Consider the following 17,064-nt stretch of genomic DNA (forward strand, 5'->3'; position numbering starts at 1 on the left):
CCATGCCACGACTTTTGGGCAGCCTTATGCTCGACTAAAAATAAAACTGCGCCGATAGGTTCAGGTTGCCGATGAGGCCATAATCGTAATCACGTGATGTATAATTGCCCAAATCTGGTCTGTCTTGGTATTTATAATTCGTGTATTTGAAATGCAATACGGAGGTTTCAATGCTAAATTTTGGTGTTATAAAATAGGCTAACCCCAAATTTACGCCAGCCGAATAAGTATCTAAGTTGCCTTTATTTGTATCTGTTATCCCACTATTGCTATAAGAATTATCCGATTTTAAACGACCCATCCCCGCGTTTGCTTGCCCCAAAACGAATAATTTATTATCCCAAATAGGATGATAATATCGCGAAAATATATTTACCGTATAGTTACTTTGGATTGTTTCGTATTCGCTTTCACCTAAAAAAACGCTTGCTGATTTTTGATAATTTCTGGTACGGCCAATATCGAATCCTAAACCTACTGACAAATTCTCTAAGATGAAATAACTGCCAGATATTGAGCCATTCAGTTCTGTATTTCTGTATTTGGTTTCCGAGTGCTGATACCTTTGTCCCCACAAACCGAAACCTGCGCTTACTGCTTTTGTGCCTGCGGCTATTTGGGCATTGGCTGCACTAAAAATAGTTAAAAACAATACGACGATTAAAGATATATTTTTTTTCATTGTTGAAATTTTATGTTAGAAAGCACCAAATTTTATTTGAAGAAATATTTAACAGCCAGATTCAGGTTCAGAAATGCACCATATTCCCAAAACTCAAGCTGCGATGGTTTTCCTGAATCATAATCATAACCTTCAAAGTCGTGTGGTTTTTGTTTGGTATATCTGACATTGAGCACAGAGGTTTCTACACTAAAGTTCGGAGAAATAAAGTAGGCAATGCCTGCATCTGCTTGTACAACAAGATTTGTGCTTTTATATTTTTGGGTATAGCCGCCTTCATGGCTGAAGAAGCTAACATTACTGGTATCTGAAGTCCAGAATAGGCTGTTGTGTACAGTGTGATCACTTGTATATTTTACTTTATTGAATGAATAAAGGCCACTTAGTTGCCCGAAAGCATACCATTTACCTTCTTTGATAGGGAAATAGTAACGCCCAAAAAGACCTACTGATGAGGTTGTTATAGTGTTTTTGACGGTAGTATTTGAATATCCTGTTGTATTGTATTTTAAATAATCTACCGAATAATTTCGTTTATCTGCACTGTGCGCATACCCAAGACCAACTTGCCCACCAACAAGCAGGTTTTTGGCAATAAAATAGCCTGCTGAAAGATTAAGGTTAATCTCTTGATTTCTAACCTTCTGCTCATTGTGGTTTTTCGTGGTAGTGACTGTATCTAATGATAGAATAGGATATGTGGTATATACCCCATCGTATATTCGTGATGAATTATTGTTTTTACTATCGTAGGAGATGCCTACGCCCAGCATTTTAGTACCTTTTTCGGTTTGGGCAGAAACCAAGCCGCTGGCAGAGAGTAGCACACCGAGTGCTAACGCGTGTTTTTTCATTGTTTTAAAAGAATTTGTTTAAATATTTTAAAAAAAATAGGCCACGAAACTATAATTATATTGTTTCATAAGCAAATAATTAGTTTTAAGAAACAGGCTATAAAAAAGGATGCAAATCATAGAAACAAGCCCAACAGACGCGCAAGCAGCTCCATTATTAGAGGCACTTTCTCAAATTTTATATACAAAAGTAGGGAGCAGTGGCCAAGCCTCTTTTCGCGATTGGCAGGAGAGCGACCCCAGCCATGTATTTGTTGTATTGTTTAATGAAAATGAAGCCGTAGGTTGCGGTGCGATTCGGCCTATTATGTCGCAAGTGGCGGAGCTAAAACGAATGTATGCCAAACATAGCAGGAAAGGGATTGGCGAGGCCATACTCCGTTATTTGGAAGCAAAAGCTCAGGCACTTGGCTACACCCAAATTTGGTTGGAAACCCGCAAAATAAACACCCAAGCGTGCCGTTTTTATGAAAGAAATAATTACGCAGTAATTGAAAATTATGGACAATATGTCGGCAATAACAATGCTGTTTGCTTTGGGAAAAGAATAGACGATTTGGTATCTGAAAAAGAATTATAAAAATATTTTATTGAAATAAATATTGATTTTCAGGTGTTTGAATATTGCTAAATTTCTTACGCAAAGGTTTGCGATTTTAATTCTGACTAAAAACTTTGAGATTAAGAAATATTGCTATTTTTGCGCCAAATTAAGCAACGTAGTACACCATAATTTTTTACCAAAAATAAACATTAACAATTTTTAATATGGCTAGTTATATAGAACCTGCTCCGATAAAGGACAAGGAAAATCCGTTTGAGTCTATGATGTCCCGCTTCGATTTGGCTGCCCAAATCTTAGGCTTAGACGATGCGACTTATAACGTACTAAAAACCCCAATGAAACAAGTAATCGTTTCGTTGCCAATCACTATGGACGACGGAGCGGTAAAAGTATTTGAAGGCTATCGCGTAATTCACTCCAACATTTTAGGCCCAGCCAAAGGCGGTATCCGCTTCGACATGGACGTAAACATCAACGAAGTAAAAGCCCTTGCCGCTTGGATGACTTGGAAGTGTGCCGTAGTAGATATTCCTTACGGTGGTGCTAAAGGTGGCGTAACTTGCAACCCACGTGCTATGTCCGCTGGCGAAATCGAGCGTTTGATGCGTGCTTACACAACGGCCATGCTTGATATTTTTGGCCCAGATAAAGATATTCCTGCCCCAGATATGGGTACAGGTCCTCGCGAAATGGCGTGGTTGATGGATGAGTTCTCGAAAGCGCACGGCACGACCATCAATGCGGTAGTAACAGGTAAACCGTTGGTTTTGGGTGGCTCTTTGGGTCGTGTGGAAGCCACAGGACGCGGCGTAATGGTTTCGGCTTTTGCGGCAATGGAAAAAATGAAAATCAATCCTTACGGAGCTACTTGCGCCGTACAAGGCTTTGGTAACGTTGGTTCTATTTCGGCGAAATTATTACACGAAAGAGGCGTAAAAGTAGTGGCTATCAGCGATATTTCGGGAGCTTACTACAACGAAAACGGTATTGACATCACGGCGGCTTTGGCTTACCGCGACCTTAACAAAGGCACGTTGGAAGGCTTCAAAGATGCAGAGAAAATCTCTAACGAAGATTTGCTTACACTTGAAGTTGATGTGTTGGTACCAGCAGCGAAAGAAGACGTAATTACAGTGGAAAATGCGCCACGTATTCGCGCCAAACTTATCGTAGAAGGTGCAAACGGCCCAACTTCAGCGAAAGCCGATGCCATCTTGCGCGACAAAGGTATCATGGCTGTGCCTGATATTTTGGCGAACGCTGGCGGTGTAACGGTATCGTATTTTGAATGGGTACAAAACCGTTTGGGCTACAAATGGGGGCTTGACCGCGTAAACCGCCGTTGCGACCGTATCATGAAAGATGCTTTCGAAAAAGTTTATACTACCGCCGAAAAACATAATCAATCTATGCGTATCGGTGCGTATATCGTATCTATCGATAAAGTAGCGCAAACATACCAATTGCGCGGACGCTTCTAAGATTTGTTTTTTATCAAAAAAAACTCCGTAACACCAAAAGCGTTGCGGAGTTTTTTTGTGCCTGCAACAGCATAAATGGCTTTATTCCGAAGAACAAAGCCATTTATTTAAAAGAATATTTATTGATTAAACTACTTATTGTTTGATAAAGCGTTGTGCCGCTATTTCCGTTGCAGGGAATTGTATTACATATATGCCTTTAGGCAGATTTTGAACTCCTACACGTACTTGGCTTGTAGCTTCTGCATTTGTTTGTTCGAACATTAGTTTGCCGCTAAGGTCATAGATCATTACCGATTGAATAGCGGCCTCAGATGTTTGAATATTAAGTTCGTTTAGTGCCGTACTTGGGAAAACCGAAACGCTTGGACGTGCAGCATTCGCCACGATTACTGGTGAATAGGTCCGCGTGCCATCAAAGTCGATTTGTGCTAATTTGTAGTAGTTTACCGCTTGCGCTTGCGCGTCTGTATAGCTATAATTTACCGCTTTTTTAGAATTGCCCGCGCCTGCTATTTCTGTAACAACAGTCCATGTTTTCGCATCTTCGCTACGGAAAAGCTGGAATGAATGATTATTGATTTCAGAAAGCGTTTTCCAAGAAACAACTACCGTATTGCGTTCTGAAGTTTTAGCCGTAAAGCTAGCTAAAGTAACAGGCAAAGGCGAGTTTGCAATATTGCTCAACCAATCCGAAAATGTAGGATTGTGAGTTTGCATATAATCTTTGTCCTCAAGATTGGTAGTTGTGCCAGCACCACCACCTGAATTAGTTACCGTTCCGTTTACATACAAACCGTACGGACTTGTTGTATTATTATTTTGGATAGATGAACCACCACCAGCAAAATTAATATTACTATGTACATACACTTGAGCTCCATTATTCACATTAAAAATAGTACCACCACTCGAAGACGGAGAATTAACACTACCAAAAATAGCAGCACGTGCATTTTGATTGAAAGAAACATCTCCACTACCAGCCAAAGTCATATTACCGTTTACGATAAGGTCTGCATAAGGCGGTGCAGCTGTATTCGTTCCCACGACCAAGTTGTTTGAGTTATTGACCGTAATATTGCCATTTACGGTTAGGCTTCCCCCTGGCATAATTACTAGATTAGACGAGAGGGTAACATCTCCATTCACCACCAAGTTGCCATACACATACACTGTGGCTCCTTGCGTTACAGAAAAGCTTCCGTTGATGGTAAGTACTTTTCCTGCATTCACATTAAGACTACCAGAACCTTGCTCCGTATAGTTTCCTGTGTACGTGATGTTGTTATTAATGTTAATTGCCCCATAATTATGACCACTGGCAGGAGCTGTTGTACCCCATGTAGCCGTAGTTGCCCAGTTGCCATCAGCCACCGACGAATAACTCTGCGCTTGTGCAACAGACATAGTGGCAAATATCACTGCGAGTAAGAGTTGTAGGACTTTTTTCATAGCTGCAAAAGTTTATAATGTTTTAAATTTATGTTTTAACTTTTGCCAAATATACCTAAGAATATTCCTAAAAAGAAATTTACTTAAAAAGAATGTTGTAAGAAAAAAAAGAATAATTTATTTATTACAAATAATCGAACAATAATCATTTTGCTTATTCGCAAAATACTCCAAAAAAGCAGTATTTTTATAAACAAAAGTTTATAATTAAGACCCATTAAATAGTAGATAAATTTAAATTACTGGTGTAAGTTTAGCTTAAATACAACAGATCCCCTTCTTTATGCATCTACAAAACAAACTATTGATAATCAGTTAACTATATATATAATACAGAAAATATAAAACAAAATATCTGCATTAAAAATGCAACCAATCGAAAACAAACGCAATTATAATATTAAAAAAATATCAACATAAATAAACTACATTTAGATAGTTTAGCCGAAAAAAAACAACCAATAATTTGACAAATAAATATATCAAATTATTGGTTGTTTTTGTATTGTTTTTTCTTTTTCCTTTCTATAAATAAAAGAAAAACATCAAATTAGAAAAATCTAGTACTTATTGTTTGATAAAGCGTTGTGCCGCTATTTCCGTTGCAGGGAATTGTATTATATATATGCCTTTAGGCAGATTTTGAACTCCTACACGTACTTGGCTGGACGCTTCTGTATTGGCTTGCTCGTACACAAGCTTGCCGTTCAGGTCGTATATCATTACTGATTGGATCGCTGCCTCTGAAGTCTGGATAGTCAGTTCTGTCGTTGCCATGCTTGGGAAAACCGAAACACTTGGACGTGCAGCATTCGCCACGATTACTGGAGAATAGGTCAGCGTGCCATCAAAGTCGATTTGTGCTAATTTGTAGTAGTTTACCACTTGCGCTTGCGCGTCTGTATAGCTATAATTTACCGCTTTTTTAGAATTGCCCGCGCCTGCTATTTCTGTAACAACAGTCCATGTTTTCGCATCTTCGCTACGATACAATACAAACGATTTATTATTGACTTCAGAAAGCGTTTTCCAAGAAACAACTACCGTATTGCGTTCTGAATTTTTAGCCGTAAAGCTAGCTAAAGTAACAGGCAAAGGCGAGTTAGGAATAGAGTTGAGCCAATTAGCAAATGTAGAATTATGAGTATCCATGTAATCCTTGTCGGCTACATTAGCCGTCGTAGAAGCTCCACCACCAATATTATTTATTGTACCATTTACATATAAGCCGAAAGGATTTGTATTATTACTATTCGTAATTTGACTGCCACCTCCTGCAAAGGTCATATCCTTATGCACATAAACTTGTGCACCATCATCTACCTTAAAAATAGTACCGCCACTAGAAGCAGGTGAAATTACATTTCCAAATATTCCTGCACGCGCATTTTGTTTAAACTGAACATCACCACTATTATTTAAGTATAGATTTCCTTTCAACACAAAATCAGCATAAGGAGGCGGTGTAGCGTTAGTCCCTACAATAAGGTTGTTGGCATTATTAACTGTTGCATTTCCGTTAACAGTAACACTGCCGCCTGGCATCACATACAAATCTGCGGATAATGTCAAATCGCCAGTAACCACCAGATTGCCATACACATATATTTTTGCACCACCAGACGAAGTTAAATTTCCATTGATAGTCAGTGTTTTTCCTGCAGCAACATTTAAAGTAGCACCCTCTTCATAATTACCTGTATAAGTAATGTTGTGATTCACATTAATGGTTCCCGAGCCATGCCCAGATGCAGGAACTGCGGCTCCCCAACCAGAAACCCGATTCCAAGTTGCAGTACTACTCCAATTGCCATCAGCCTTTGAATTATAGTCTTGTGCGTAAGTAGAAATAAATGAAGAAACAAATACAAATAAAAGTAGTAGTAATTTTTTCATAGCAGCAATTGGGTGAATTGGGGTGAAACGTGGAACTGGTGAGTTAAACATGGTGTAAAAGTATGCAGTATTATTTTACCCCCGAAATCTGTATAAAAACAAGATTGTAAGAAAATCAATCTTTCAATAAATATGTATATTTTAACTGTCGTGTATTTTATACAATTGGCCGAAATACGCTTAAAAACAACTTAAAATTTTACGAATAAAAACAGTTTTCAATGATTTATATGAGCGTTTTTTTTAATGTTACGCATGTAATATTTTAACACATTATACACCATTAAAAACGATGTTGATATGTTGTTAATTGCCTGTTAATCAAATATTACGAGACAAAATTATAATTTTATTCAATATATGTACAATAAAATACAATAGCACAAATGCGCATTGTTTTATATAAAACAAACAAAATATAACATTCATGAAATATTTGATTTATTGACAACTTATTTATGTCTTTGGATATATTTATTTAAAATAAAAACAGATAAACATTCTCTCTAAATAAACAACCTAATTTTGTACTTTATCTATATTACACAGAACATGACCGCTATTTGTACATTTGCAGGAAGTACCACTACTTTTCAAAATTTTGGTTAATTTTGCGCCTTTAAAATAAGAGGCTGCTTACGCGCTAAACGACACTATCGTTTGTATGAAAAAAACAATCCACATTATTATAAGCCTATACGCTTTAACCTATCTAAGTGCGTGCCAGAAAAAAACGAATGTACTTGATGTGCCTGCCGACGTGCTTCCGCCTGCCAAAATGGTGAGTGTGCAGATCCGTTTGCATTTGGCCGAAGCCAAAGCAATGCAATCGCGTATCGGGGCAGATACCGCCGACGCGCTTTATTTGCATTATCAAAAAGAAGTACTAGCCCAACAACAAATAGATACAGCCACTTATAAGCGTAGCTTTCGATTTTATAGCCAGCACCCCGCCGAATTTGACAAAATTTATGCGCAGGTAATCGACAGTTTGGGTCTTCGCGAAAGTACAAACCGCTGGGAATAAGCATTTTATACGATATTATTAGTTTTTCAATGAAAGATAAAGTAGTCATCATTACGGGAGGTTCGTCGGGTATCGGCAAGGCCTGCGCCCTTGTGTTTGGGAAAGCTGGTGCCAAAGTGGTCATTACAGGCCGCCGTGCCGATGCGCTGAATGAAGCCGTAACAGAACTAAAAAGTAAAGGCATCACCGTGAAAGGCGTAGTCGCGGATGTAAGTGTACACGCCGACAATGCCAAAGTAGCTGCCGAAACGCTTGCCGCTTTTGGGCGCATCGATGTACTCATCAATAACGCGGGCATTTCGATGCGTGCGCTGTTTTCGGATTTAGATGTAAGCGTTATCGAAAAAGTAATGCAAATCAACTTTTTTGGGACGGTTTATGCTACAAAAACCTGTTTGCCGTACATCATCGCCAACAAAGGTTCGATTGTCGGAATTTCTTCGATTGCAGGCTACAGAGGCTTGCCAGCGCGCACGGGCTACTCAGCTTCCAAAGCCGCTATGCAAGCATTTTTGGAGTCGTTGCGAACCGAATTACTCAAAAAAGACGTTCATGTGCTAGTGGCTTGCCCAGGCTTTACGGCTTCTAATATTCGTAATGTGGCTTTGACCAAAGACGGCAGCACGCAAGGCGAGTCGCCGCTAGACGAAGGCAATATCATGAGTGCCGAAGAAGTGGCATTCCATATTTATAATGCTGTGATGGGGCGCAAACGCGACCTTGTCCTGACGCGTCAGGGCAAACTCACGGTTTTCTTGAACAAATGGTTGCCGTCTTTGATGGACAAATTGGTTTTCAATCATTTTGCCAAAGAAAAAGACTCACCAATCAAATAATATTTGTCTCATCTAAAAATAAAAATCGCTGTGGGAGGCCTTAACATTACGCCTATTGTGCGCAATTTGCTAATTATGAACGTGGCTGTTTTTCTGGCAGCCGCATTACTGAACCGTGTTGAATTGTTTTCGGAATGGTTTGGTTTGCGTGCGTTTATTTCGCCGTTTTTCAGCCCGTACCAGATATTTACTTATATGTTTATGCACGGGGGCTGGCAACACCTGATTTTTAATATGATGGGCTTGATTTTCTTGGGGCCATTGCTGGAGACAGTGTGGGGGCAACAACGTTTTTTGTTCTTCTTCATTTTTACGGGAATTGGTGCGGGGTTGGTAGATGCCGCCGCCAATAGTTACGAACTGAGTGCGGTGCTTGCCGACGGACGTATTTTTTTGCAAGACCCTACGCCCGACAATTATGTACAATTTTTGGGCAAACATTATCCTGACGGCATTTTTAATCAAGAACAATTCATTGCCAGCTTCGAGAAAGACCCACACAATCAGACATATATCCGCGAAACCACCAATTTTGTGCGAAAATTTGATAATATGATTGCCAATCGTGTGAGTGTTGGGGCTTCGGGTGCTATCTTTGGGCTCATGACGGCACTGGGGCTTCTTTTCCCAAACACCGAACTCATGCTTTTGTTTTTACCTATTCCCATCAAAGCCAAATACTTCGTTTTACTTTCGGCGGCTTTTGCTGTATTTATGATTATGCGCCGCGACAGCTCGGACAATGTAGCGCACTTTGCGCACTTAGGCGGAATGTTATTTGCTTGGATTATTATTAGTTTTTGGAACAAACAGCGCACTAAATTCTGGTAAAAAGCTGATTTTCTTTTGTTTAGAATAATTTTCATATGACTACTATTTTTGAAGATATAAAAAATGCTTTCAGCCGCCGCGACAATGGTCTGATGAAACTCATCCTCATCAACATCATTGTTTTTGTGGTTTTTAAGATTTTATATGTAGTTTTTTGGCTGATAAAGCATCCCGAATGGTATGCGATAGTGGCTTCGCAAATGTGTTTACCTGCTGATATTTCGCAGCTAATTTTCCGCCCTTGGAGTTTGCTCACGAATATGTTTTTTCATGAAGGCTTTTTCCATATCATCTTCAATTTGTTGTTTTTCTATTGGTTTGGGGCTTTGGTGGAAGAATATTTGGGTTCGCGCCGTCTGATTAGTATTTATGTACTGGGCGGAATTTTGGGTGGAATCGCCTATATTTTAGCCTACAATCTTATTCCTCAGTTCAAGGTTTTGTCGGCTCGAACGGAGCTTTTGGGCGCGTCGGGTGCTATTTATGCCGTGGCCGTGGCTGCGGCTACGCTTTTACCCAACTACCAATTTCATGTAATTCTGATTGGGCCTGTACGCATTGTTTATATTGTAGCGGTGTATTTGTTTATTTCGGTAGTCAATATTACGGGCGGCAATGCAGGCGGCAATTTGGCACACTTGGGCGGTGCAATATTGGGTTTTATTTTTATTCGTCAACTTCAAAGAGGCAACGATTTGGGCAAGCCTGTAAGTTTTGTTTTAGAAAAATTTGAAAAACTTTCTCGCCCAAAATCAAAACTCAAGGTTACGCATTCTATCAAAAGAAACGGCGTTGGCGGAGGCGGCTCACACGTAACGCAAGAAGAAATTGACGATATTTTGGATAAAATAAATCGTTCGGGATACGAGAGTTTGAGCAAAGAAGAAAAGCAAAAACTTTTCAGTGCCAGTCAAAAATAGCCCACCTTTTCGCACGTTATGGAGCTAATTACTCAATAAACTATTGTATAATGAAAAAATCTATTTCGGGGCTGTGGTGGCTGCTACTAGTGGCGGTTGGTTGCTCGTCAGACTTGACAAGTTCCAATATTCCAGATGTTTATGTGCGAGAAACAGTAATTCTGGCCAATCAAGAAGCATTACCGTTGCGTTTTGATGGCGGTGTTATTTATCTTTCGGGTGGTGTGCGCGGCCTGATGATTTATAGAGAAAACGCCTCCACTTACAAGGCTTTCGACCGTGCCTGCCCCAACAACCCCACCGCAACGTGCGAACTGCTCCGCGCCGACGATTCCAAAGTATTTATGATTGATACTTGCTGCAAATCCCAATTCGATTGGAACGGCTACTATTTGGGTGGTCCAGCTCGCGGCGTGCCGCGCCAATACGCTACGGCTTTGGTCAATGGTACACTTTATATTGACAATAATCCCTAAAAATACGAGCTTTTTGTCGTACTTTTGGACACAGATTACATCACCCCATTTTCTTTCCCTACCACCAAACATATTGGCTTGATATGTTTGTGGTTTGGGCGCAAGAAAATATTTTTAGTAAACTTCATAATGGAACTTATTACCAACCCACAACCCTTGCAGTGGCCTACCCTGCTGAAACGACCCATTTTTGATAATGCCGAGATTCAGCAACGCGTCATGCCCATTTTGCAAGAAGTCGCCAAGCGTGGCGACGAGGCCATCAGGCATTACACTCAACTTTTCGACAAAGTAACTCTCAACGCTTTTCAGGTAAGCGAAGAAGAAATGGCCGAGGCTCAAAGACTTGTACCCGAAACACTTCAGCAAGCCATTGCTCAAGCCAAACGTAACATTGAGCTTTTTCATACAGCTCAATACGACGCAGAAAAACAAATCGAAACCATGCCCGATGTGATTTGCTGGCGCAAATCCGTAGGCATAGAAAAAGTGGGATTATACATTCCAGGCGGTACTGCTCCCCTCTTTTCCACGGTGCTCATGTTGGGTGTGCCCGCACAAATTGCAGGCTGCCAAGAAATAATACTCTGCACACCCGCCGACCAATACGGCAAAGTAAATCCAGCCATTTTATTCACGGCGCATCTGGTCGGTATTCAGAAAATATACAAAATCGGAGGAGCACAAGCCATTGCTGCAATGGCCTATGGCACAGCTACAATTCCAAAAGTTCATAAAATTTTTGGCCCAGGCAACCAATACGTAACAGCCGCCAAACAACTAGTTTCGCAAACGGGCACAGCCATCGACATGCCTGCCGGCCCTTCAGAAGTGTTGATTATTGCCGACCACACGGCCAACGCCAAATTTGTTGCCGCCGATTTGCTCTCTCAGGCCGAACACGGCACTGATAGCCAAGTAATTTTACTAACCACACACGCACCTTTGGCCAATGCCGTAAACGCCGAAATAGCACGCCAATTGGAGACTTTACCGCGCAAAAGCATTGCAGAGAAAGCATTAGAAAACAGCAAAATTATAGTGCTACCCGACACGGAAACCGCAATGGCCATGAGCAATGTTTATGCACCAGAGCATTTGATTTTGGCGGTAGAAGATCCTGACGCGTTAGGCGAAAAAGTAATTAATGCGGGATCAGTATTTTTAGGGCATTACACACCCGAATCAGCGGGTGACTATGCCTCTGGCACGAATCACACCCTCCCAACCAACGGCTATGCCAAAGCGTACAGCGGCGTATCGTTGGACAGTTTTGTCAGAAAAATAACATTCCAACATATCAGCAAACAAGGGCTCAAAAACATAGGATTAACCATTAGTACTATGGCCGAAGCCGAGCAATTACGGGCACATGCCGCTGCCGTATATGTCCGTTTGGAAGAATAAACAAAAAAGAAATATTTGTTATAAAGCTCGTGGTAACACGGGCTTTTTTGTTTTAGGCAAAACCTATTTCCTTTGCGTAATTTTCTATTCACCAAACACAAACCAAAAATAATGGAATTAGTACGATACGAAGTAAAAAAACGCGTGGCTTACATCACGCTCAACCGCCCCGAAAAACGAAATGCACTTAATGGACAGATGGTTACGGCACTCAAAAACGCCTTTGCGCAAGCCCAAACCGACGAGCAAGCCAAAGTAATTGTGTTGCGGGGGGAAGGCAAAATATTTTGTGCGGGGGCAGATTTGGAATCGTTGCAACAACTTCAGTGCAATACTTTCGAGGAAAATATAGCAGATTCGCAGCATCTCAAATCGCTTTTTGAGCAAATTTATGCCTGTCCTAAAGTCGTGGTGGCCGCCCTCAATGGCCATGCGTTGGCGGGAGGTTGTGGCTTGGCGACGGTCTGCGATATTGTTTTTGCGGCGGAAGGCGTAAAAATGGGCTACACGGAAGTTAAAATCGGGTTTATTCCCGCCATCGTAATGGTATTTTTGTTGCGCAAAATCGGGGAAGGTCGCGCCAAAGAAATGTTGCTTTCGGGCGAACTACTCAACGCACAACAGGCTTATAATTATGGACTTATCAATTTTGTAGTAAACGAAAATGAGCTAAACGAAGCCGTAGAAAACTACGTCCAAAAACTTTGTGTAGGCAACTCGGCGCAAGCCATGGCGCATACTAAACAAATGATAGCTGCCGTTCAGAATTTGGATTCTTTGGAAAAAGGCCTTGATTTTGCGGCTACCCAAAATGCACACGCTCGCGGCTCGGCAGATTGTCAGCGCGGCATTTCGGCATTTTTGAACAAAGAAAATTTGGTTTGGTAGTCTGATTTTGCCCAAAAACAATAGCTTTGTATTCTCTCCTATTTTTATTCTAAAAAAAGAAAAATGCGTGTATTTATCATCGAAGACGAAGCACCAGCCCAAAGACGTTTACAGAAAATGTTGTTGGAAATAAAACCCGACTGCCAAATAATTGGCGTGGCCGATAGCATAGAAACGGCGATCGAACTGTTTCGTAGTAATACGCAAGTCGATTTGGCGTTTATGGACATTGAGTTGGCTGATGGGCAAAGTTTTGAGATTTTCAACCAAACACAAGTATCTGTACCTGTGGTGTTTACGACCGCTTACGACGCTTTCGCGCTACGTGCCTTTGCCGTCAATAGCATAGATTATTTGCTCAAACCCATTCGCCCCGAAGACCTGCAACGCGCCTTGCACAAATGGGAAGGTTTGCATCAAAGTAATTTAGCCATAACACCTGACATTCAGGCGATTGTGGAGGCGATGAAACCCCAAAACAAAACCTACAAATCACGTTTTTTGGTGCGCTTGGGCGAAAAATATGTGTCGTTGGTTACCGAACAAATCGCCTATTTCACGACGGACGAAAAGTTGGTGATGGCCATCACGACCGACAACAAAAAATATCCGATAGATTTTTCGTTGGATGAGTTGGAAGACATGCTCGACCCCGCGCGTTTTTTTAGAATAAATAGGCAGTTTTTGGGACAAATATCTGCCATTCAGAGCATTCACAATTATTTCAATGGCAAATTGAAGCTGATTTTGCAGCCGCCTACGCCACCCGACAAAGAAGTAGTAGTGAGCCGCGAACGCGCCACCATTTTCAAAAATTGGTTAGACCAATAAGCATGACAAAGGCCGCAGTCCAAAAGAAACTGCGGCTTTTGTTATACTAATCTGAGAGCTATTAACATAAAATTTTACTGCTTTACTACTCGTCTGCTTACCATTTCGTCGGGCAATACAATTTCTAAAATGTAATTACCTGTGGGTAAGCCGCTTGGAGGCACTACTCTTGCTCTATGTTCGTGAGCCAGAATAGATTGTTGATAAATAGGGTGGCTTTGTGCGTCTAGGAGCAAAATCATTCCGTCTGCTTCGGTGTCGTGGTCTATAGTTACAAACAAATCTGTTTCAAAAATTACATTACTAACATTGATGTCGTTGGAGGCTGCCGCCACAAACTTAACAGGCGAGTAAGTAAATTCTCCATTGTCATCTACTTGTTTGAGTCGATAATACAAATGCGTATGACCTGCGTTGTGGTCGGTGTAGCTGTATTCTGCGCCTGTACTGGCCGTGCCTTTGCCCGATATGTTAGCTATGGTTCTGAACTGCTGACCGTCTGTGCTTTTTTGCAATTCAAAACCCTTGCTATTAAGCTCTGTTTGGGTAATCCAATCCAAATCAATGGCTTGCGCATCAACCCTTGCCGCTTCAAAGTGAGCAAGCGTAACGGGCAATGTAGTAACCGAACTTCCTGCATAAATATTGAATAATAACAATTCTGTTTCTTCGGTAACCGAAGGCAATACTTGTATTTCTACTTTATCTATCATTTTATCATCAGCCGCATTTACACGCACCAACATACGTTCGGAGCCATTATATAGCGGTTCGACACTCATACTTCCATGCCCAATATATACAACTTCCGAACTGGTATCTGTATAAGTAAGCACTATTTGTAGCTGATTTTCTACTATATTTTTTGTATTGGCTTGGATAGTATTATTTTCTTTTAGTTCAAAATATAAGTCGTAACCCATTCCGTCGTAAGTGGCTTGCCAGTCATAAGCCGCATAAGCAAAAGTACCCGTAGCCAATGAGTCTGCCGCCAAGCGGAACTTAGCAAAGGATGTATTGGGGTCTGATCCTAACAAAATAGCTTCTGGATTTTGAACCGCACATTCTACGCAAGGAGCCTGCCCACCTATGCCTACACGGTCGGTTACAACACTGGTTGTATAATTACGGTAAGTGGCAGCATGACTAATATCGTAAAGGCGAATATCTTGTCCCAAATATGCGTATAACGAACCTCCTCTTACTTTGATGCGGCGCACATTGCTGTACGAGTTCATCAAGTGCAACGCAAATTTGCTTTCTCCTTCATTGAGTAGCTCGGCGGCAATCGTACTGTTACGGTCGTAGGTCTTTATTACTTTGCCTGTGGCATCTTGTAATTCCACCATCAAATATTTAAATATATCCTCTTCGATTTGGTCGGTAAGGAATTTGCTATTCTCAAAGCTAAGGATTAAGGTTATTTCATTTCCGAAAGGAACATCTTTGGCAAAAGAATAAACCGCTTCGCCGTAGCCACCTATATAAGAAGGACTTACATTAAAAGTACAGACATTTATTGCTTTGCTGTCCCAAGCATAATTCGGAGTAACCATGCTGCAACCCACACAAGTAGGCACGCCAGAAACACCATAACTTACAGTAGCATTGGGGCGTGTTTGCGACAAACCAACAAAAGATATTTGCAAACAAAAAAGGAGAGTGATTATTAGAGTTCTCATGATAGTATATTTGTGTTTGAATGTTTGATATGACGATATATTTGAAACATCGATAGTAGTTAAGTTGCAAAAACCTTGCTAAGAAAATGGGGACATTGACATTTTGAGGAATAACAGCAAGATAACAGCCCCTTGGCGGGTTGGCCTGAGGGGAAAGGAAATGAGTAAAACTCAATATTTATCTAAAAGTGTTCGGTGTTATAACTGTCATTTGTAGGGGCAGATGTAACACGGTATTGCAACGGGGCGCAAATGTACAACTCTTTTTAAAAGACAAAAGGATTGTTATCACAATAACAACCCTTTTATTCTAAAATTCACTATATTTTATTATTGTTATGCGCAAATCTTTACTCAGAAGAAACTACGTGTAACAAAATGCCAATTTTTTCAGCATCAAAAAAAACTTATTTGCCGCTGGCTATCGCTTTCTCGATGGTAGCTTTTTCCACAAATCCGATATTTTTCCAGATTATGGAATTGTTTTGGTAAAGTAATAGCGTCGGCAACGCCTCAATACCCAAACTTTTGGCCAAATCGGCGTTTTGGTCGGCATCTATTTTCCAAAGTTCTACCTTATCAGCTTTTTCTTTGCTGATTTCTTCTAAGAATGGAGCCATTTTTTTGCACGGACCACACCATACAGCATTGAAATCCACTAACACCATTTTAGACGAGTTTTTGATTTTGTGATTGAATTGCTCCAACGTAATCCCCGACGGTGCGGCAGCTTTGCCCGATACTACGTTTTTGTTAGCAGCACGCCACGCCATCATACCGCCCTGCATGTCATATACTTCTTTGTAGCCCATCTCGCGTAACTTGCTGGCTGCGCGTGCACTGCGTCCACCAGACAAGCAATATACAAATACGGGTTCATTGGTTTTTACCTGCGCTTTTACTTGCTTTTCAAAATCATCGCCGTTCCAATCTATATTCGTGGCATTGGCCAAATGCCCGCCCGTAAACTCTTCCGTAGAACGAACGTCAAGCACTTGTGCTTTGCCTGCTGCTTTTATTTTTTTGTCAAAATCGTCTGCCGAAACCGCTTGCCCATTGCTGGCACTTTGACACGCCCACATAAAACCCAACATCAACAACAAATACTTTAATTTCATACAATTAGTTTTTAGTTTTAGTTAATACAAAAAATTAGGATAGCATTTGCCTCCACGCTATCCTAACACATTCAAAATAAAATATGTTGCAAAAATACTATCTAAGGCAATGTTT

The 17,064-nt window shown here is 40.8% G+C and carries 16 protein-coding genes; 10 read left to right on the plus strand and 6 right to left on the minus strand.

Going from position 1 to position 17,064, the window contains the following annotated elements:
- Nucleotides 1-34 precede the first annotated feature (34 nt).
- Nucleotides 35-682 (minus strand): outer membrane beta-barrel protein, encoded by a 648-nt coding sequence (locus BM090_RS01580; protein WP_091506198.1) that lies wholly within the window; start codon nt 680-682, stop codon nt 35-37.
- A gap of 32 nt (nt 683-714) precedes the next feature.
- Nucleotides 715-1,536 (minus strand): hypothetical protein, encoded by an 822-nt coding sequence (locus BM090_RS01585; protein WP_091506201.1) that lies wholly within the window; start codon nt 1,534-1,536, stop codon nt 715-717.
- A 109-nt stretch (nt 1,537-1,645) separates the two neighbouring features.
- Between BM090_RS01585 and BM090_RS01590 the strand changes: the two genes are divergently transcribed.
- Both BM090_RS01590 and BM090_RS01595 read left to right on the plus strand, forming a co-directional pair.
- Complete coding sequence (locus tag BM090_RS01590) at nt 1,646-2,116, plus strand: GNAT family N-acetyltransferase (protein WP_091506205.1); 471 nt, start codon at nt 1,646-1,648, stop codon at nt 2,114-2,116.
- A gap of 188 nt (nt 2,117-2,304) precedes the next feature.
- A complete protein-coding gene (locus BM090_RS01595) occupies nt 2,305-3,582 on the plus strand; it encodes a Glu/Leu/Phe/Val family dehydrogenase (RefSeq protein ID WP_091506209.1) in 1,278 nt (425 codons plus the stop codon).
- A gap of 135 nt (nt 3,583-3,717) precedes the next feature.
- Here BM090_RS01595 and BM090_RS01600 read toward each other — a convergent pair whose 3' ends face one another.
- A complete protein-coding gene (locus BM090_RS01600; protein WP_091506213.1) occupies nt 3,718-5,037 on the minus strand; it encodes a T9SS type A sorting domain-containing protein in 1,320 nt (439 codons plus the stop codon).
- A 567-nt stretch (nt 5,038-5,604) separates the two neighbouring features.
- The gene (locus BM090_RS01605; RefSeq protein WP_177199807.1) at nt 5,605-6,933 is read right to left on the minus strand and encodes a T9SS type A sorting domain-containing protein; all 1,329 of its coding nucleotides are present in this window, start codon (nt 6,931-6,933) and stop codon (nt 5,605-5,607) included.
- Between the two features lie 664 nt (nt 6,934-7,597).
- Between BM090_RS01605 and BM090_RS01610 the strand changes: the two genes are divergently transcribed.
- The 8 genes from BM090_RS01610 (at nt 7,598) to BM090_RS01645 (ending at nt 14,149) form a co-directional block, all read left to right on the plus strand.
- Complete coding sequence (locus BM090_RS01610; protein WP_091506220.1) at nt 7,598-7,960, plus strand: DUF4296 domain-containing protein; 363 nt, start codon at nt 7,598-7,600, stop codon at nt 7,958-7,960.
- A gap of 29 nt (nt 7,961-7,989) precedes the next feature.
- Nucleotides 7,990-8,796, plus strand: coding sequence for an SDR family oxidoreductase (locus tag BM090_RS01615; RefSeq protein ID WP_091506224.1), 807 nt, complete (start codon nt 7,990-7,992; stop codon nt 8,794-8,796).
- A 3-nt stretch (nt 8,797-8,799) separates the two neighbouring features.
- Nucleotides 8,800-9,627, plus strand: a complete 828-nt coding sequence (locus BM090_RS01620; protein ID WP_245756665.1) for a rhomboid family intramembrane serine protease — start codon at nt 8,800-8,802, stop codon at nt 9,625-9,627.
- A gap of 35 nt (nt 9,628-9,662) precedes the next feature.
- Entirely contained in the window at nt 9,663-10,547 is an 885-nt protein-coding gene (locus tag BM090_RS01625; RefSeq protein WP_091506228.1) for a rhomboid family protein, read from the plus strand.
- 50 nt (nt 10,548-10,597) lie between these two features.
- Nucleotides 10,598-11,023, plus strand: coding sequence for a hypothetical protein (locus BM090_RS01630; protein WP_091506231.1), 426 nt, complete (start codon nt 10,598-10,600; stop codon nt 11,021-11,023).
- 129 nt (nt 11,024-11,152) lie between these two features.
- A complete protein-coding gene (gene hisD, locus BM090_RS01635; protein WP_091506233.1) occupies nt 11,153-12,430 on the plus strand; it encodes a histidinol dehydrogenase in 1,278 nt (425 codons plus the stop codon).
- A 111-nt stretch (nt 12,431-12,541) separates the two neighbouring features.
- Nucleotides 12,542-13,318 (plus strand): enoyl-CoA hydratase/isomerase family protein, encoded by a 777-nt coding sequence (locus BM090_RS01640; protein WP_091506236.1) that lies wholly within the window; start codon nt 12,542-12,544, stop codon nt 13,316-13,318.
- A gap of 63 nt (nt 13,319-13,381) precedes the next feature.
- Nucleotides 13,382-14,149, plus strand: coding sequence for a LytR/AlgR family response regulator transcription factor (locus tag BM090_RS01645; RefSeq protein WP_091506238.1), 768 nt, complete (start codon nt 13,382-13,384; stop codon nt 14,147-14,149).
- Between the two features lie 74 nt (nt 14,150-14,223).
- Here the strand turns inward: BM090_RS01645 and BM090_RS01650 are convergent, their stop codons facing one another.
- Both BM090_RS01650 and trxA read right to left on the minus strand, forming a co-directional pair.
- The gene (locus BM090_RS01650; protein ID WP_091506244.1) at nt 14,224-15,798 is read right to left on the minus strand and encodes a hypothetical protein; all 1,575 of its coding nucleotides are present in this window, start codon (nt 15,796-15,798) and stop codon (nt 14,224-14,226) included.
- 440 nt (nt 15,799-16,238) lie between these two features.
- Nucleotides 16,239-16,949: a thioredoxin gene (gene trxA, locus BM090_RS01655; RefSeq protein ID WP_091506248.1), complete on the minus strand. Its 711-nt coding sequence runs from the start codon at nt 16,947-16,949 to the stop codon at nt 16,239-16,241.
- Nucleotides 16,950-17,064 lie beyond the last annotated feature (115 nt).

The organism is Flexibacter flexilis DSM 6793, assembly GCF_900112255.1.
GTDB classification, from domain to species: domain Bacteria; phylum Bacteroidota; class Bacteroidia; order Cytophagales; family Flexibacteraceae; genus Flexibacter; species Flexibacter flexilis.